This is a genomic window from Streptomyces sp. AC627_RSS907 (genome assembly GCF_019049165.1).
In genome coordinates this window covers 1-17,529 of record NZ_JAGMUE010000123.1, presented here as the reverse complement: position 1 = coordinate 17,529, position 17,529 = coordinate 1, and the positions used below count along the sequence as shown (strand labels likewise).

The window sequence follows — 17,529 nt, the reverse complement described above, 5'->3', positions numbered from 1 at the left end:
CACCCGTCTCGGGCCGCACCCGTCTCGGGCCGCACCCGTCTCGGGCCGCACCCGTCTCGGGCCGCACCCGTCTCGGGCCGCACCCGTCTCGGGCCGCACCCGTCTCGGGCCGCACCCGTCTCGGGCCGCACCCGTCCCGGGCCGCACCCGTCCCGGGCCGCACCCGTCTCGGCCGCCCGTCGTGGGGTGCCGGGCTTGGGCCTGAGCTGCCCGCTCGGCCGTCGACCCTGGGCACCCGGCTCGGCCGTCGACCCTGGGCTCCCGGTTCGGCGGCCCGTGAGTCGCCCGCTCGGCCGTCCGGCTCGGCTGCCCGCGTCGAGCCGTGCCTCGCTCGGGCTGCCCGCCGTGGGTTGCCCGGCTCGGCCCGAGCTGCCCGGCTCGGTCGCCCGCCTTGGGCTCCCTGACCGGGCTGCCCGTTCGGCCGCGCGTCTTCAGCCGCCCTCCTCGACCCCGGCCGCCCGTTCTCAGGCACCCGCCTTGAGCAGTGCCGCGACGATCGGGCCCGCGGAGTCGGCGCCGTGTCCGCCCTGCTGGACCACGCCCGCCGCGGCCAGGTCGCCCCGGTACGCGATGAACCAGCCGTTGGGTTCGTCCTGGCCGTCGACCTCCGCCGAGCCGGTCTTCGCGCCGGCGTCACCGCCCACCCCGGCCATCGCCGCCGCCGCGGTGCCGTGCGCCGCCGTGTAGGACATCAGCTGCCGCAGCTGTGCCAGCGTGGACGCGGACATCGTGCGGGAGGCCGTCGCGAGCCGTCGGCCGTCGACCGACGGGGCGACCAGGTACGGCTGGTGGAAGCCGCCCGACCGCACGGTCGCCGCCACGGACGCCATGTTCAGCGGGCTCATCCGCACCCCGCCCTGGCCGATGAGGGAGGCTGCCATCGATGCGGCGCTCTGCACCGGCACGGCGCCGTCGAAGGTGGGCACGCCGACCGACCAGTTGTTCATCGACAGGCCGAACACCTCCTTCGCCTGCTCGGTCAGGTCGTCGTTCTCCAGTTTCGGCGCCTGGCTGATGAAGGCGGTGTTGCAGGAGCGGGCGAAGCTCGCCCTGAAGGTGCCGTCCTTGATCTCGAACTCGTCGTCGTTCTGGAACGTCCAGCCGCCGTAGCTGAAGTACTTCGGGCACGGGTGCTTCCCGTCGACCGACGCCAGCTTCTTGTCGATCAGCATCGAGGCGGTGATGACCTTCATGGTGGAACCCGGGGCCAGCGAGCCCTGGAAGGCGGTGTTGAAGCCGTGGCCGCTGTTGGCGACCGCGAGGATCTCGCCGGTGGAGGCGCGCAGCAGGACGACCGACGCCCCCGCCTTGCCGGCCACCTGCTTCTCGGCGGCGTCCTGGAGGCCGGGGTCCAGGGTCGTCCGCACGGTGCCCGGTGTGCCCCCGCTCAGCTCCAGCAGCGTCTTGTCGGAGGCCTTGGCCGCCCGGGACTCCTTGCCGCGCACCACGCGCAGCTCGACGCCCGGCCTGCCGCCGGCCTTCTTGCCGTACGTCTCGCGCAGCCCGTCCAGGACGGTGCCCATCGACGGGTACGTCGCGGCGGTCAGCTCCCCGCCGTCCCGGTCCAGCGCCCGGACCGGCGGGGTGCCGGCCTCCCCGGTGACCAGCCTGTCGCCGTCCCGCAGGTCGGGATGGACGACGGAGGCGTGCCAGGCGACGAGCGGCTCGCCGTCGCCGGCCCGGCGGGCGACGGTCAGCGCGCTGTCGTACGCCAGTGGCTCGGTGCTCCTGCCGTGGGCGACGGTGGCCTTCACGGAGAACGGCACCGTGCCGCCGGACGGGGTGCCCGCGGTGAGCGTGACGTCCCTGACCCGGGCGTCCTCGGCGTAGCCGGTGAGCAGGGCCTCGGCGGCCTCGGCGTCGTCGGTCGCGGCGGCGGCCGCGGCGACGTCGCCCTTCTGCCAGGCGGTGAGGAACCGCTGGGCCGTCCTGGTGACCTCGGCCGCCGACAGGGGGCCGGTCTTCACCTTCGCCCCGGCCGCCGCGGCCGACGTCCGCGCGCCCTCCTCGGCGGCGGCCCCGCCGCCGTACAGCGTGTAGGCAGCGATTCCGGCGCCGGCCACCACCACGGCGGCCACGCCGCCGACCACGGCGGGACTCGTCTTCCGCCGCCCGGCGGCGGCCCTTCTGCTGTCCACTGCCTACTGCCTACCGTTCCTCCGTGCTGCCCGTCTCCTCCGTGCTGCCCGTCTCCTCCGTGCTGCCCGTCTCCTCCGTGCTGCCCGTCACTGCCGGGACCGGCGGTGCCCTCGCCGCCGCACGTGTCCCGCGAGGGCGCCGACAGCGCCCACCCTAGGGTCTCCGGCTCCGCCCGGCAGTCCGGGATCAGCCGCCCGCCCGCAGCACGTCCGCCACGATCGGGCCGGCCGCGTCACCGCCGTGGCCGCCCGCCTCGGTCATGGCCGCCGCCGCGACGTCGTTGCGGAAGCCGGTGAACCAGCTGTTGGACGTGGTCTGCCCGTCGACCTCGGCCGACCCGGTCTTGGCGCCGATGTCGCCGCCGAGTCCGGACATGGCCTCCATCGCGGTGCCCTGCGTGGCGGTGAGCCGCATCATCTGCTTGAGCTGGGTGACGGTGCCCTGCGGCAGGCCCTTGGCGGTGGCCAGCTTCCGGTCGTCCAGGTCCGGCGAGACCAGGTACGGCTGGCGGAACTCGCCGGTGATGGCCGTCGCCGTCACCGAGGCCATGTTCAGCGGGTTCATCTGCACCTGCCCCTGGCCGATGGCGTTGGCCGCGCGGTCCGGGCCGCCGGACGCGGGGACGCGGCCGTCGAAGGAGACGATGCCGGTCTGCCAGTTGTCCCCCTTGAGCCCGAAGCGCTCCTCGGCCTCCTCCGTCAGCGAGGCGTCGGTCAGCGGGTCCTCGTCGATGAGCTTGATGAAGCCCGTGTTGCAGGACCGCAGGAAGGTGTTGGCGAGGGAGGCGCTCTCGTCGGCCTTCATACCGGTGAGGTTCTTGAAGGTCTGGCTCTGCCAGGTCGCCGTGTTCGGGCAGGGCGCCGGGCCGTTCATCGTGGTCACGCCGTTGTCGATGAGCATCGCCGCGGTGATGATCTTCATGGTGGAGCCGGGGGCGACGCGCCCCTCGAAGGCCGCGTTGAAGCCGTCCGCGCGGTTGTTCGCCACGGCCAGCACCTCACCGCTGCTCGGCTTCACGGCGACCACCGAGGACTCGCCGTACCGCTTCACCGCCTTCTCGGCCGCCGCCTGGACGCCGGCGCTCAGCGTGGTCTCCAGCTTGCCGGGCTTGCCCTCGGTCAGCGCCAGCAACGGTGTGTCGGGGGTGCCGGCGGTCGTGTGCCGCACGGCCAGCTCGACACCGGGCGTGCCGCCCGCCTTGTCGCCGTACTTCTCGCGCAGCGCGGCGAGGACCGGGCCGAGCGAGGGGTACTTCTCCTTCGTCAGCACGGTGCCGTCGCGGTCGACGGCCTGGATCTGCGGGGTCGCCGACTCCTCGGTGACCAGCGTGTCGCCGTCCTTCAGCCGGGGGTGGACGACGGACGGCTTCCAGTCGACCAGCGCCCGCCCGGTGGTCTCGCCGCGCACCACCCTCAGCTCGCTCCGGTAGGTCAGCGGCTTGGACGTGCCCTCGTAGGACACCTTCGCCTTCACGGTGAACGGCACGGTCGCGCCGGCCGCCGTGCCGGGCGTGATCTCGACGCCGGTGATGTGGGCGCCCTCGCCGTACGCCGTCAGCAGCGTCCCGGCGGTCGCGGCGTTGTTCGTGAGCGCGGCGGCCGTGGTCGCGTCACCCTTCTCCCAGGCCGCGAAGAACTTCTCCGACGTCTCCTCGATCTCGTCGGCGCTCGGCGGTCCGCTCTTGGCGGACGCCCCGGAGCCCCCGTCGCCGTCCAGCGCCGACACGACGTTGTAGGCGCCGTACCCCGCTCCGCCCACCATCACGGCGAACACGCCGCCTATGACGGCGGCCTTCACCCCCCTGCCCATCGGCAGTTCCCCTCCCGCTCGGATCCCCGTTCAGTGCCTCCGTCCGCTTGGTTGAACGCGTTCAGAAGCAGGTGCGGTTGCACTCTATGCGTCCAGCGTGACAGGCGGTGCGTGACAGGCGGTACGGATGTTTCCGGATGGTGGCCGAACGGAGACCCGCCGGCCTGCTCAGACCCATGTATCCAGCCACATCCGCGACCGCCACTCCTCCATCGGGATCGCCGTCCCCGTGTAGAGCGGCCAGAAGTAGATGAAGTTCCAGACGATCAGCAGCACCAGGACGCCCGCGCCCGTCGCCCCCGCGACCCGCCGGGCGTCGCCGCAGCCCGGCCGGCCCACGATCGCCCCCAGCAGCATCGCCACCGCCAGGCACAGGAACGGCAGGAAGACGACGGCGTAGAAGAGGAAGATCGTGCGCTCCTGGTACAGGAACCAGGGCAGATAGCCGGCCGCGAGGCCGCAGGCGATGGCCCCCGCGCGCCAGTCCCGGCGGAAGACCCAGCGCCACAGGACGTACAGCAGGGCGAAGCAGCCCACCCACCACAGCAGCGGCGTGCCCAGCGCCAGCACCTCGCGGGCGCACTTCTCGCCCGCGTCGGCGGGGCAGCCGTCCGAGCCGGGCGACGGCGACTCGTAGAAGTAGGAGACCGGGCGGCCCAGGACGATCCAGCTCCACGGGTTGGACTGGTAGGTGTGCGGCGAGGTGAGGTGGGTGTGGAACTCCAGCACCTGCGTCTCGTAGTGCCACAGGCTGCGCCACCAGTCGGGGAAGAGCCAGGACCAGGCGCTGTCCTTGCCGTCGGTCGCCGCCCAGTCGCGGTAGTAGCCGCCGGTGCCGTCGGTGGCCGAGAAGATCCACCCGGCCCAGGACCAGAGGTAGGTGATGAGCGCGACCGGCACCGTCGCCAGGAACGCCCAGCCCAGGTCGTACTTCAGTACCGCCAGGTACGGGCGGCGGGCACCCGCCACCCGCCGGGCACCGACGTCCCACAGCACGGTCATCACGCAGAAGGCCGCCATGATGTACAGGCCGTTCCACTTGGTGGCGAGGGCGAGCCCCATCATCAGGCCCGCCGCCCAGCGCCACGGCCGCCACCCGATGCGCGTGGTCCCGGCGATGTGCGCGTCGGGTCGGGCCCGGCCGTCGGCGTCCGCCGGCAGCGCGGCGGCGAGCTTCCCCCGGGCCCGGTCGCGGTCGACGACCAGGCAGCCGAACGCGGCCAGCACGAAGAACATCAGCACGCTGTCCAGCAGCGCGGCCCGGCTCATCACGAAGTGCAGCCCGTCCACCGCCATCAGGGCGCCCGCCAGGCACCCCAGGAATGTGGAGCGGAACAGCCGGCGCCCGATCCGGCACAGCAACAGCACCGACAACGTGCCCAGCAGGGCCGTCATGAACCGCCAGCCGAACGGATCGAACCCGAACAGCAGCTCGCCCAGCCCGATGACGTACTTGCCGACCGGCGGATGCACGACGTACGCCGCGTCCGTGGGGATCGGGACGTCGCCGCCCGAGTTCAGGATCAGGTCGTTGGCGTCCTTGTCCCAGTTGACCTCGAAACCGCGGTGGATCAGCGCCCACGCGTCCTTGGCGTAGTACGTCTCGTCGAATATCACCGCCTTCGGGCTGCCCAGGTTCCAGAACCGCAGCACGCCCGCGAACAGCGCCACCAGCAGTGGCCCGCCCCAGGCCGACCAGCGCAGGAACCGGTCGGCGAACGGCTTCGACAGGCCGAGGAAGGCCCACAGCCGCGGACCGGGGCGGGTGTAGGGCGGCACCAGCCGGTCGCGGACGTCGCCGGCCGCGGGACCCACCGTGTGGCCGAAGCGGCTCAGCCGCTGCTGCCAGGTGGACCGCTGGTCGGGCGGGGCCTGGTCCTGCCGGGTGTCCGTGGAGGACGCGGTACTGGTCACCGCGCCATCGTAGGGAACCGTGCTGTGCGCGTCCCGCGCACGCCCCGGAGCGGTCCGGACGCGTCCCCGCCCGCCGGCCCCGGCAGGACGCCCCTGGACGCACTCCCGGGAGGACGTCCGTCCGCGTCCTGGGAGGATGGGGGCGTGACTGGAACCCTTGTACTGGCGGGCACCCCCATCGGCGACGTCCAGGACGCCCCGCCCCGGCTCGCCGCGGAACTGGCCGGCGCGGACGTCGTCGCCGCCGAGGACACCCGGCGGCTGCGCCGGCTCACCCAGGCGCTCGGCGTCACGCCCAAGGGGCGCGTCGTGTCGTACTTCGAGGGCAACGAGTCCGCCCGCACGCCCGAACTGGTCGAGGAGCTGGTGGGCGGCGCGCGCGTGCTGCTCGTGACGGACGCCGGGATGCCGTCCGTGTCCGACCCCGGCTACCGGCTGGTCGCCGCCGCCGTCGAACGGGACGTCCGCGTCACCGCGGTGCCCGGACCGTCCGCCGTGCTCACCGCGCTCGCCCTGTCCGGGCTGCCGGTCGACCGGTTCTGCTTCGAGGGCTTCCTGCCGCGCAAGGCCGGAGAGCGGCTGGGCCGGCTGCGCGAGGTGGCCGGGGAGCGCCGCACCCTCGTCTACTTCGAGGCCCCGCACCGCCTCGACGACACCCTCGCCGCCATGGCCGAGGTCTTCGGCACCGACCGCCGGGCCGCCGTCTGCCGGGAGCTGACCAAGACGTACGAGGAGGTCAGGCGCGGCGGGCTGGGCGAGCTGGCCGCGTGGGCCGCCGAGGGCGTGCGCGGCGAGATCACCGTCGTCGTCGAGGGCGCCCCGGAGAAGGGTCCCGAGGAGGTCGGCCCCGAGGAGCTGGTGCGCCGGGTGCGGGTGCGCGAGGAGGCCGGGGAGCGGCGCAAGGAGGCGATCGCCGCGGTCGCCGCCGAGGCGGGCGTGCCCAAGCGGGAGGTGTTCGACGCGGTGGTGGCCGCGAAGAACGCGGGGGCCTGAACGCGGCGGGGCCGGGCCGCGCCCGACTCGTTCCCGACCTCACGGCCGTGCGCTCCCCCCGGGGCGGGCCGACCGCCCGGAGCCCGGCGGGACCTTTCGTAGGATCGGGACATGCCTTCGAACGCCTCGGGCCCCTCCGGCAAGAACGACGCGCCGCCGCTCCCCGAACCCCTCCGGGTGCCGGTCGCCGACTCGCACACCCACCTCGACATGCAGGCGGGCACGGTCGAGGAGGGCCTCGCCAAGGCCGCGTCGGTCGGTGTCACGACGGTCGTGCAGGTCGGCTGCGACCTCGCCGGCTCCCGCTGGGCGGCCGAGACGGCGGCGGCGTACGACGCCGTCCACGCCACCGTCGCGCTGCACCCCAACGAGGCGCCGCGCATCGTCCACGGGGACCCCGACGGGTGGTCCCGCCAGGGCGCCCGGCGGCCCGGCGGGGACGCGGCGCTCGACGACGCCCTCGCCGAGATCGACCGGCTGGCGGCCCTCACGCAGGTCAAGGGCGTCGGCGAGACGGGACTGGACTACTTCCGCACCGGCCCCGAGGGCAAGGAGGCGCAGGAGAGGTCCTTCCGCGCCCACATCGAGATCGCCAAACGGCACGGCAAGACCCTGGTCATCCACGACCGCGACGCCCACGCCGACGTGCTGCGCGTCCTGAAGGAGGAGGGCGCCCCCGAGCGCACCGTCTTCCACTGCTACTCCGGCGACGCGGAGATGGCCGAGATCTGCGCCCGCGCCGGGTACTACATGTCCTTCGCCGGCAACGTCACCTTCAAGAACGCCCAGAACCTGCGCGACGCCCTCGCCGTGGCCCCGCCGGAGCTGGTCCTGGTGGAGACCGACGCGCCGTTCCTGACACCGGTGCCCTACCGGGGGCGGCCCAACGCCCCCTACCTGGTGCCGGTCACGGTGCGCGCCATGGCCGGCGTGCGGGGCATCGACGAGGACACGATGGCCACGGCACTCGCGGCGAACACGGCTCGCGCCTTCGGCTACTGACGTCACACGCACGGCGGCGCGGCATCCCGACCGCGCCGCGGGGCGTGCCTGCCGGGGCGAGGGGGCACGCCTGCGGGGCCGACGGGCCGTTTCCCGCGGCGGTGGGGGCTCACCCGCGGCGGTGCGGGGCAGGCCCGCGGTGGTGCGGGGCAGGCCCGCGGTGGTGTGGGGCAGGCCCGCGGTGGTGTGGGGCAGGCCCCCGGTGGTGCGGGCCCACGCCTGCGGGAGTGAGGGGCACCCTGTGCGGCCCGCGCGGCATGCCCGCGGCGGTGTGCCGGGGTGAGGTGCTACGTCCCGCGTCCTGCCAGGCCCCCCGGACGACCCCGGCCGGACCGCCCCCGCCCCCGGCTACCCTTGCGGGGTGAGCAGCCCCACCCCCGACGCCCTCCTGGGCCCCGCCGACGTCCGCGAACTCGCGGCAGCCCTCGGCGTGCGCCCCACCAAGCAGCGCGGCCAGAACTTCGTGATCGACGCGAACACCGTCCGCCGAATCGTCCGCACCGCCGAGGTACGCCCCGACGACGTGGTGGTCGAGGTGGGACCGGGTCTCGGCTCGCTCACCCTGGCCCTGCTGGAGGCCGCCGACCGGGTCACCGCCGTCGAGATCGACGACGTACTCGCCGGCGCCCTGCCCGCCACCGTCGCCGCCCGGATGCCCGAGCGCGCCGACCGCTTCGCGCTGGTCCACTCCGACGCGATGCACGTGACCGAGCTGCCGGGCCCCGCCCCGACCGCCCTGGTCGCCAACCTGCCGTACAACGTGGCCGTGCCCGTCCTCCTGCACATGCTCGACACCTTCCCGAGCATCGAGCGCACCCTCGTCATGGTCCAGGCCGAGGTCGCCGACCGCCTCGCCGCCGGCCCCGGCTCGAAGGTGTACGGCGTGCCCTCCGTGAAGGCCAACTGGTACGCCGAGGTCAGGCGGGCCGGCGCCATCGGCCGCAACGTCTTCTGGCCCGCGCCGAACGTCGACAGCGGGCTCGTGTCCCTCGTCCGGCGCAGCGAGCCGCTGAAGACCACCGCCTCCAAGCGCGAGGTCTTCGCCGTCGTCGACGCCGCCTTCGCCCAGCGCCGCAAGACCCTGCGGGCCGCCCTCGCCGGGTGGGCCGGGTCCGCCGCCGCCGCGGAGGCCGCCCTCGTCGCCGCGGGCGTGTCGCCGCAGGCGCGCGGAGAGGCGCTGACCGTGGAAGAGTTCGCGCGTATCGCCGAACACAAGGAGTGACGAGCAAGTGAGCGTGACGGTCCGCGTCCCCGCCAAGGTCAACGTCCAGCTCGCGGTCGGCGCCGCCCGCCCCGACGGCTTCCACGACCTGGCCAACGTCTTCCTCGCGGTCTCCCTCTACGACGAGATCACCGCGACCCCCGCACCGGAGGGCCTGCGCGTCACCTGCGAGGGCCCGGACGCCGACCAGGTCCCGCTGGACCGCACCAACCTCGCGGCCCGCGCCGCCCTCGCGCTCGCCGAGCGCCACGGCCGTGAACCCGACGTCCACCTGCACATCGCCAAGGACATCCCCGTCGCCGGCGGCATGGCGGGCGGCAGCGCCGACGGCGCGGGCGCGCTGCTCGCCTGCGACGCCCTGTGGGGCACCGGCGCCTCCCGCGACGAGCTGCTCGCGATCTGCGCCGAGCTGGGCAGCGACGTGCCGTTCAGCCTGGTCGGCGGGGCGGCGCTCGGCACCGGGCGGGGCGAGAAGCTGAGGGAGCTGGAGGTCGGTGGCGACTTCCACTGGGTGTTCGCGCTGGCCGCGCGGGGGCTGTCCACGCCGGCCGTCTTCCGCGAGTTCGACCGGCTGGGGGAGGGCCTGGACATCCCGGAGCCGGTCGCCGACCAGGCCGTCCTCGACGCCCTCGCCAAGGGCGACCCGGCCGCGCTCGCCGTCGCCGTCACCAACGACCTCCAGCCCGCGGCGCTCTCCCTCTTCCCCGAGCTGGGCGACACCCTCGCGGCAGGACGGGCGGCGGGGGCGCTGGCGGCGCTGGTCTCGGGGTCGGGCCCGACGACGGCCTTCCTCGCACCGGACGCCCGCTCCGCGTCCGACATCGCCGGGGTGCTGCGGGCCTCGGGGACGTGCCGGGACGTGCGTACGGCGGTGGGGGCGGTGGCGGGGGCGTCGGTGGTCTGAGGCACCGGCTTCAGTACTCGTCGATGGCGGTCAGGTCGATGTCGATCGGGTAGGGGACGTCGACTTTGATGCGGTCGTGATGAATGCCGGTCAGCGCGTAGGTGCCTGTGGTCTGTCCGAGCTCGTACACCTGGATCACAGGACGACTGTCCGGGCTGACCATGTCGACCAACCAGAAGTGGTGAATCCCAGCCGTGGCGTACTTATGGGGCTTGGTGTGCCGGTCTCGTGACTCGGACTCCGGCGAGATCACCTCGACCGCCATCACGACCTCGTCGCCCTCGAAACGCGTCTGGAGAGGTCCTCGGCGCGCTTCCGCTTTGACGATGGAGATGTCCGGTTCCGGGCCGTTGCGCCGGTCCAGTACGACGGTCATCTCACGGGCGACCTTGAGATGCGACGGAATCGTGCTGCGCAGGCCGGTCACCAGCAGGTCGATGGCTGCGAAATGGAACCAGCGCTGCGGACTCGCGAAAACCAGGCTCCCGTCGATCAACTCGGTGTGTCGCGGGAGATCGGGCAGTGTGAACAGGTCGTCCACGGTGTAACCGTCCGTCGGCGGCATCGGCCAACGCGACTGCTCGACGAACTCGGAGGTCATTGTTCCTCCCCTACGCGGGATCCTGCTGCCTGTCTTCCAAGGTAGCCGGACGCTCCGCCACACGTCACTACACCGAGTGACCACCCCCGTCCGCGTCACCCCACCCCCCGGAGGGCCTACGCTTGAAGGCTGATCGATCCCCCAGGCAGGAGAGAAATGGCCGTCAATCTGGTCAATGTCGAGAACGTCAGCAAGGTGTACGGAACCCGTGCACTCCTCGACGGCGTGTCCCTCGGCGTCTCCGAAGGGGACCGCATCGGTGTCGTCGGCCGCAACGGCGACGGCAAGACCACCATGATCCGGATGCTCGCCAGGCTGGAGGAGCCCGACACCGGCCGGGTCACCCACTCCGGCGGGCTGCGCCTCGGCGTGCTCACCCAGCACGACTCCCTGGACCCGGAGGCCACCGTCCGCCACGAGGTCATCGGCGACATGGCCGACCACGAGTGGGCGGGCAACGCCAAGATCCGGGACGTACTGACGGGGCTGTTCGGCGGGCTCGACATGCCGGGCTTCCCGCAGGGGCTGGACACCGTCATCGGGCCGCTCTCCGGCGGCGAGCGGCGCCGGATCGCGCTCGCCAAGCTGCTCATCGAGGAGCAGGACCTGATCGTCCTCGACGAGCCCACCAACCACCTCGACGTCGAGGGCATCGCCTGGCTCGCCCAGCACCTGCGCGAGCGCCGCTCCGCCCTCGTCTGCGTCACCCACGACCGCTGGTTCCTCGACCAGGTCTGCACCCGCATGTGGGACGTGCAGCGCGGCGACGTCTACGAGTACGAGGGCGGCTACTCCGACTACGTCTTCGCCCGCGCCGAGCGCGAGCGGATCGCCGCCACCGAGGAGACCAAGCGGCAGAACCTGGTCCGCAAGGAGCTGGCCTGGCTGCGCCGCGGGGCGCCCGCCCGCACCTCCAAGCCGCGCTTCCGCGTCGAGGCCGCCAACGAGCTGATCGCCGACGTGCCGCCGCCCCGGGACAGCAGCGAGCTGATGAAGTTCGCCTCGTCCCGGCTCGGCAAGACCGTGTTCGACCTGGAGGACGTGACTGTCCAGGCCGGTCCCAAGGTGCTGCTCAAGCACGTCACCTGGCAGCTCGGCCCGGGCGACCGCATCGGCCTCGTCGGCGTCAACGGCGCCGGCAAGACCTCCCTGCTGCGGTCGCTCGCGGAAGCCGCCCGCAGCGGGGGCGAGCAGCAGCCGGCGGGCGGGCACGTGCGCGTGGGCAAGACGGTCAAGCTGGCCTACCTCTCGCAGGAGGTGGCCGAGCTAGACCCGAACTGGCGGGTGCTGGAGGCCGTGCAGCGCGTCCGCGAGCGCGTCGACCTCGGCAAGGGCCGGGAGATGACCGCCGGCCAGCTCTGCGAGACCTTCGGCTTCGGCAAGGAGAAGCAGTGGACGCCGGTCGGCGACCTGTCCGGCGGTGAGCGGCGGCGGCTCCAGCTGCTCAGGCTCCTCATGGACGAGCCCAACGTCCTCTTCCTCGACGAGCCCACCAACGACCTCGACATCGAGACCCTGACCCAGCTGGAGGACGTGCTCGACGGCTGGCCGGGATCGATGATCGTCATCTCCCACGACCGGTTCTTCATCGAGCGCACCACGGACCGCGTCTTCGCCCTGCTCGGCGACGGCGCGCTGCGGATGCTGCCGCGCGGCATCGACGAGTACCTGGAGCGGCGCCGGCGCATGGAGGAGGCCGCCGCGGCCGGCGTCCTGGCGGCGGCCAAGCCGGCGGCGGAGACGTCGGAGAAGAGCGCCGCCGACGTGCGTGCCGCGAAGAAGGAGCTCCAGAAGATCGAGCGGCAGCTCGACAAGGTCTCCGAGAAGGAGGCCAGGCTGCACGAGCGGATCGCCGAGAACGCCACGGACTTCGCGAAGGTGGCGGAACTGGACGCGGAGCTGCGGGAACTGGCGGGGCAGCGCGAGGAACTGGAGACGCGCTGGCTGGAACTGGCCGAGGACGCCTGAGCCCCGCGCGCGGGAGGCGCGTGCGGCGTGAAGAGGGCGTGAAGGCGCGTAACAGCGGCATCACGGGCCGGTCCACCCTTGGGAACAGGGGCGCACGCGGTCCGCTGCGCGGTTGTCCCCGGGTGATAGAAAGGCCGTCCGAGGACCGTCGGTGACGGTCCGAACGATGCCTGTAGACGACTCCGAGGCCAGCGCGTACCTCGGGGCGTGGCTAGAAACAGTAGTAATAAGGGGGAACGCGCTGATGAGCCAGCCGCCCAATCAGCCGCCGCAGCCGGGTGGCTTCGGAGCACCGCAGGATCCACCGCCGGGAGGCTTCGGGGCACCGGCCCCGCAGCCCCCGCAGGGTCAGCCCGGGGCGCCGCAGCCCCCGCAGGGCCCGCCGTCCGGCCCGCCGCCACAGCCGGGGTACGGCTATCCGCAGCAGCAGCCGGGGTACGGCTACCCGCAGCAGCAGTCCGGGCAGCCCGCGCAGCCGGGGCCGTACGCGCAGCCCGGACCGTACAACTCCGGCCCGTACGGTCAGCCTCAGCAGCCGGGCCCGTACACCCAGCCCCAGCAGCCCGGCCCGTACGGCCGGCAGCCCGGCTACGGTTCTCCGCAGCCGCAGTTCCCGGGCGGGCCCGGCACCCCGCCGCCCGGCGGCTCGGGATCGCGCAACCCCTTCAAGGGCAAGCCCGCCCTCGTCGTCGGCGCCGCGGTCGCGGCCCTCCTCGTGATCGGCGGCAGCGTGTGGGCCGTCACCGCGAACGGCGGGGACGACAAGAACGAGAAGCCCGTCGCCGGCAAGAGCGACGACCCCAAGCCCACCGGCTCCGGCAGCGCCCCCGTCGACACCGGTGACGGCAGGGGCGACGGTGGCGAGGACCCCGAGGACCTCAACGAGGGCCGCAAGGCCGGTGAGTCCAAGGTGCTCTGGTACAAGGAGGCGCCCGACGCGCCCCGTTCCGGCGCCGACGCCCCCGGCATGTGGATCACCGGCAAGACCGCGGTGAAGGCGGCGTACAAGCAGGTCGTCGCCTACGACGTCGGCGACGGCAAGCCCAGTTGGGAGCCGATCGCCTTCCCGGAGAAGATCTGCGCGGTCACCCCGGACAAGACGGCCGCCGACAAGATCGTCGTCGCCTACATGAGCGGCTCCAGCGACCGCGCCAAGTGCAACCAGATGCAGGAGATCGACCTCGCCACCGGCGCGAAGGGCTGGAAGGCGAAGGTCGAGGACGGCGATCTCTTCGACACCACCCTCTCCGTCGAGCTGAACGTCAGCGGCACGATCCTCATGGTGGGCCGCTCCCAGTCCGGCACCGCCTACGACGTGACCAGCGGCAAGAAGCTGTACGACAAGAAGCGGTACGGCGACGACTGCTTCCCCGCCGGGTTCGCGACCGGACCGACGAAGATCGTCCAGGTCGCCTCCTGCGGCGTCGGCGGCAACAACGAGCACGACGAGGTCCAGGGGCTCGACCCGAAGACCGGCAAGGTCCTGTGGACCTACGCGTACGGGAAGGGCTGGCGGGTCGAGCACACCTACTCCGTCGACCCGCTCGTCGTCCACGCCACCAACGAGGACAAGAAGGTCTGGAACATCTCCTCCTTCACCTCCGGCGGCAAGGTCCTCGAACAGGTCGGCGTCGACGAGGAGTTCGCCCCCGAGTGCGGCTGGGCCATCCTCGACCGCGACCTGCAGGGCTGCGAGGGTGTCGTCGTCGCCGACAACACCCTCTACCTGCCGACCAAGGCGACCACCGGCGCCAACGAGATCGTCGCGATCGACCTCACCACCGGCAAGGAGAAGTGGCGCGTCAAGTCCCCCGCGGACGAGTCGATGACGCCGATGAAGGCCGAGGGCGGCCGGCTCGTCGCGTACGTCCAGCCCTCCTACGACGGGGGCGGTCAGGTCGTCTCGATCGCGACCGGCGGCAGTGACCACAAGCCGGTCAAGCTGCTGCAGAACCCGCAGGGGGTCGCGGAGATCGAGAACAGCTTCTACTCCAAGGACATCGACTGGGTCGACGGGCGCTTCTACATCTCCACCACCCGTCTGAGCGGAAACGACGACACGAAGGAGAAGTTGATGCTCGCCTACGGCAAGTGACCTTCTCCGCCCGCTCGTCCCCGCCCCTTCCGCTCCCCGAGGTACTCACGCCATGACACAGCCGCCGAACCAGCCCCCGCAGGGAGAGGGCTTCGGCCCCCCGCAGGGCCCGCCGTCGCAGCCGCCGACCCCGCCCCAGCCGGGGTACGGGTACCCGCAGGCCCCGCAGGCCCCGCAGGCCCCGCAGGCCCCGCAGGCCCCGCAGGCCCCGCAGGCCTACCCGCAGGGGCCCGCCGGGCCGCCCGCCCCGCCGTCGGGTGCGCCGCAGCCCGGGTACGGGTACCCGCAGGCGCCCCCGCCGCAGCCCCAGCCCGGTTACGGCTACCCCGGTCAGCAGCCGGGGCCCTACGGTCAGCCGACGCCGCCGTACGGGCAGCCCGGCCAGCACGGTCAGCCCGGTCAGCCCGGGTACGGTTTCCAGCCGACCGTGCCGATGCAGTCCCAGACGGGTGGGTCCGGGGGCGGACGGAAGGTCAACGCGCAGCTGGCGATCATCGTGTCGGCCGTCGTCGCGATCGCGCTGATCATCGGAGGCGGTGTCTGGTACGCCGGTTCCGCCGGCAAGGAGGACGGCGGCAAGGACGACACCGCGAGCTCCGGCGGCGGCACCGGCGGCACGGACGGGAAGGGCGGCACGGACGAGAAGGGCGGCTCCGGCGGCGCCTCCGCCGAAGCCAAGGAGAAGGCGCCCGCGGACCCCGCCGCCAAGGTGCTCTACCAGGTGCCCGCGCCCGCGGTGAGCAAGGACGACCCCAGCGTCGTCGTCTCCGGGTCGTGGCTCACCGACAAGGTGTACGCCAAGAGCGGCATCGCCGAGGTCGTCGGCTACGACCCCGCCAAGGGCAGCAAGCTGTGGACGGTCAAGCTGGCCGGGCCGGTGTGCGCGGCCAGCCGGCACGCCACCGACGACAACAAGACGGTCGTCATCCACCAGCCCGCCATGCCGACCAAGACCGAGCGGTCCCACGGCTGCACCGAGGTCGCGGTGATCGACCTCGACGCGGGCAAGACCCTGTGGACGAAGAACGGCAAGGTCAGCGGCCGGTCGATCTCCTTCAACAACGTCACGATCAGCGGCGACACCGTCGCCGCCGGAAGCAACGACGGCGGCGTCGCCTTCGACGTGGCCGACGGCGACGTCCGGTGGTCCCCGAAGTCGTCCGACTCCTGCACCGACGCGGGCTACGGCGGCGGCGAGAAGCTGGTCGCGGTACGCAGGTGCGGCTCGTACGACGTCCGGGAGCTGCGCATCCAGACCATCGACTCGAAGACCGGGAAGGTGCTCTCCGAGTACAAGATGGCCAAGGGCATCGAGTACGCGGGCGTCGTGTCGACGAACCCGCTGGTGGTCGCCGCCGACGTCGCCGACTCCGCCGGTGACGGCAGCGGCATCTCGGACTTCTTCTCCATCGACAACAAGACCGGCAAGCTGCGCACCCGCATCTCGGCGCCGGGCGATCAGTTCGGGGCGAGCTGCGAGAGCATCACGAAGCCCGAGCAGTGCACGGGCCTCGCGGTCGGCAACGACCGGCTCTACATCTCGACCGAGGAGCACGAGGGCGGCGGCGAGGGCTACAGCCAGACCAACGAGGTCGTCGCCTTCGACCTGGCCACCGGCAAGCAGACCGGGCAGCGCGCCGACGCCGGGCAGGACTACACGATCACGCCGCTGCGCATGGACGGCGGCAACGTGATCGCGTACAAGCGTCCGCCGTACGACAAGGGTGGTCAGGTCGTCAGCATCGACGGTGGGACGTTCAAGCAGACCACGCTGCTGGAGAACCCGTCGACCGAGGCGGTGCGGGACGTGGAGGCCAGCATGTCGCCGGAGTACTCCGAGCTGCTCTACGCGCAGGGGCGCCTGTACATGTCGCAGGTGTACGCCAGCGAGCCGAGCAGCGCGGACGACAAGGAGTACCTGGTGATCGCGTTCGGTACCGGCGGCTGAGGCCGTTCGTCGTCCCGTCGGCGGGCCGGTGGCCCCCGACCCCGGCCCGCACGGCCCCGTCCCTTTTCAGGGGCGGGGCCGTATTGCGAGGGATTTCGGCGATCCGGGGCGGTTCTCGCCGGTAGGGTCGGTGCGAGGCCGCACTGGCGTGTAGCTTCCGGGGACCGGGGTGACTGGGGGGTTGCTCGATGGGAGTACGGCTCATGGTGGTCGACGACCACCGATTGCTCGCCGAGGCGTTGGCGTCGGCACTGAAGCTGCGGGGGCACCGGGTGCTCGCCGCGGCGGCGCCGGCCGCGGGTGCGGCGGAGCTGGTGATCAGCCGGGCGCCGGAAGTGTGCCTGCTGGGGACGGCGGCGCCGGCCGCGCCCGGGATCTTCGATCCGGTGGTGCGGATCAAGCGGGAGCGTCCGCAGGTGGCGGTGCTGGTGCTGGGCCCGGTGCCGAGCCCTCGCGGCATCGCGGCGGCGTTCGCGGCGGGGGCCTCGGGGTATGTCCGGCACGACGAGCGCATAGAGGGCGTCGAGCGGGCGATCATGAAGGCGCGGGCCGGGGAGGCCGCGGTGGCGCCGACGCTGTTGCAGGGCGCGTTCGGTGAGCTGCTGAACCCGGCGGCCCAGCCCGACGACGAGGGGCAGCGGCTGCTGCAGATGCTGACCCCGAGGGAGGTCGAGGTCCTGGTGCGGGTCGCCGACGGCGAGGACACCCGCCTGATCGCGGCGGGGATGGGGATCGCACCGTCCACGGCCCGTACGCATGTGCAGCGGGTGCTGATGAAGCTGGGCGTGGGCTCGCGTCTGGAAGCGGCGGCACTGGCGGCTCGGACGGGGCTGCTGGACCGGGCGGGCGCGACAGCCTCCGGCGGTTGAGCGGGGGCCTCCGGCGGTTGGGCGGGGGGTGCCTGTGCCTCCGGCGGTTGGGCGGGGGGTGACTG

The 17,529-nt window shown here is 72.9% G+C and carries 13 protein-coding genes; 9 read left to right on the top strand and 4 right to left on the bottom strand.

The window, feature by feature from the left end; translation table 11 throughout:
- Positions 1-464: 464 nt before the first annotated feature.
- On the bottom strand, positions 465-2,138 hold the full coding sequence (locus KUM32_RS26055) for a penicillin-binding transpeptidase domain-containing protein (RefSeq protein ID WP_217144398.1): 1,674 nt from the start codon (positions 2,136-2,138) through the stop codon (positions 465-467).
- A gap of 23 nt (positions 2,139-2,161) precedes the next feature.
- Between KUM32_RS26055 and KUM32_RS44765 the strand changes: the two genes are divergently transcribed.
- Positions 2,162-2,296 carry a hypothetical protein gene (locus KUM32_RS44765; RefSeq protein ID WP_302185185.1) on the top strand — a complete coding sequence of 45 codons (135 nt, stop codon included), beginning with the start codon at positions 2,162-2,164 and terminating at the stop codon, positions 2,294-2,296.
- Positions 2,297-2,325: 29 nt separating this feature from the next.
- On the opposite strand, the gene KUM32_RS26050 is transcribed toward KUM32_RS44765, so the two are convergent.
- Both KUM32_RS26050 and KUM32_RS26045 read right to left on the bottom strand, forming a co-directional pair.
- Complete coding sequence (locus KUM32_RS26050; RefSeq protein WP_217144397.1) at positions 2,326-3,948, bottom strand: penicillin-binding transpeptidase domain-containing protein; 1,623 nt, start codon at positions 3,946-3,948, stop codon at positions 2,326-2,328.
- Between the two features lie 168 nt (positions 3,949-4,116).
- Positions 4,117-5,862, bottom strand: a complete 1,746-nt coding sequence (locus KUM32_RS26045) for a dolichyl-phosphate-mannose--protein mannosyltransferase (RefSeq protein WP_217144396.1) — start codon at positions 5,860-5,862, stop codon at positions 4,117-4,119.
- Positions 5,863-6,006: 144 nt separating this feature from the next.
- On the opposite strand from KUM32_RS26045, the gene rsmI reads away from it, so the two are divergent.
- The 4 genes from rsmI (at position 6,007) to KUM32_RS26025 (ending at position 9,983) form a co-directional block, all read left to right on the top strand.
- Positions 6,007-6,855: a 16S rRNA (cytidine(1402)-2'-O)-methyltransferase gene (gene rsmI / locus KUM32_RS26040; RefSeq protein ID WP_217144395.1), complete on the top strand. Its 849-nt coding sequence runs from the start codon at positions 6,007-6,009 to the stop codon at positions 6,853-6,855.
- 111 nt (positions 6,856-6,966) lie between these two features.
- Entirely contained in the window at positions 6,967-7,857 is an 891-nt protein-coding gene (locus KUM32_RS26035) for a TatD family hydrolase (protein ID WP_217144394.1), read from the top strand.
- A 361-nt stretch (positions 7,858-8,218) separates the two neighbouring features.
- A complete protein-coding gene (gene rsmA, locus KUM32_RS26030) occupies positions 8,219-9,079 on the top strand; it encodes a 16S rRNA (adenine(1518)-N(6)/adenine(1519)-N(6))-dimethyltransferase RsmA (protein WP_217144393.1) in 861 nt (286 codons plus the stop codon).
- A gap of 7 nt (positions 9,080-9,086) precedes the next feature.
- Positions 9,087-9,983, top strand: a complete 897-nt coding sequence (locus KUM32_RS26025) for a 4-(cytidine 5'-diphospho)-2-C-methyl-D-erythritol kinase (protein ID WP_217144392.1) — start codon at positions 9,087-9,089, stop codon at positions 9,981-9,983.
- Between the two features lie 10 nt (positions 9,984-9,993).
- Here KUM32_RS26025 and KUM32_RS26020 read toward each other — a convergent pair whose 3' ends face one another.
- Positions 9,994-10,584 carry a Uma2 family endonuclease gene (locus tag KUM32_RS26020; RefSeq protein WP_217144391.1) on the bottom strand — a complete coding sequence of 197 codons (591 nt, stop codon included), beginning with the start codon at positions 10,582-10,584 and terminating at the stop codon, positions 9,994-9,996.
- 156 nt (positions 10,585-10,740) lie between these two features.
- On the opposite strand from KUM32_RS26020, the gene KUM32_RS26015 reads away from it, so the two are divergent.
- The 4 genes from KUM32_RS26015 to KUM32_RS26000 all read left to right on the top strand — a co-directional run bounded on the left by KUM32_RS26015 (position 10,741) and on the right by KUM32_RS26000 (position 17,464).
- On the top strand, positions 10,741-12,552 hold the full coding sequence (locus KUM32_RS26015; protein WP_217144390.1) for an ABC-F family ATP-binding cassette domain-containing protein: 1,812 nt from the start codon (positions 10,741-10,743) through the stop codon (positions 12,550-12,552).
- Between the two features lie 244 nt (positions 12,553-12,796).
- Positions 12,797-14,647 carry a PQQ-binding-like beta-propeller repeat protein gene (locus tag KUM32_RS26010; RefSeq protein ID WP_217144389.1) on the top strand — a complete coding sequence of 617 codons (1,851 nt, stop codon included), beginning with the start codon at positions 12,797-12,799 and terminating at the stop codon, positions 14,645-14,647.
- A gap of 52 nt (positions 14,648-14,699) precedes the next feature.
- A complete protein-coding gene (locus KUM32_RS26005) occupies positions 14,700-16,595 on the top strand; it encodes a PQQ-binding-like beta-propeller repeat protein (protein WP_217144388.1) in 1,896 nt (631 codons plus the stop codon).
- A gap of 188 nt (positions 16,596-16,783) precedes the next feature.
- Positions 16,784-17,464 (top strand): response regulator transcription factor, encoded by a 681-nt coding sequence (locus KUM32_RS26000; protein WP_217144387.1) that lies wholly within the window; start codon positions 16,784-16,786, stop codon positions 17,462-17,464.
- The last annotated feature ends 65 nt before the right edge of the window (positions 17,465-17,529 follow it).

What these genes read in the sequence shown, in the direction of transcription:
- KUM32_RS26050 (WP_217144397.1), bottom strand. Translation starts at nt 3,948, where the DNA reads ATGGGCAGGGGGGTGAAGGCCGCCGTCATAGGCGGCGTGTTCGCCGTG.
- KUM32_RS26035 (WP_217144394.1), top strand. Translation starts at nt 6,967, where the DNA reads ATGCCTTCGAACGCCTCGGGCCCCTCCGGCAAGAACGACGCGCCGCCG.
- KUM32_RS26020 (WP_217144391.1), bottom strand. Translation starts at nt 10,584, where the DNA reads ATGACCTCCGAGTTCGTCGAGCAGTCGCGTTGGCCGATGCCGCCGACG.
- KUM32_RS26015 (WP_217144390.1), top strand. Translation starts at nt 10,741, where the DNA reads ATGGCCGTCAATCTGGTCAATGTCGAGAACGTCAGCAAGGTGTACGGA.
- KUM32_RS26010 (WP_217144389.1), top strand. Translation starts at nt 12,797, where the DNA reads ATGAGCCAGCCGCCCAATCAGCCGCCGCAGCCGGGTGGCTTCGGAGCA.
- KUM32_RS26005 (WP_217144388.1), top strand. Translation starts at nt 14,700, where the DNA reads ATGACACAGCCGCCGAACCAGCCCCCGCAGGGAGAGGGCTTCGGCCCC.
- KUM32_RS26000 (WP_217144387.1), top strand. Translation starts at nt 16,784, where the DNA reads ATGGGAGTACGGCTCATGGTGGTCGACGACCACCGATTGCTCGCCGAG.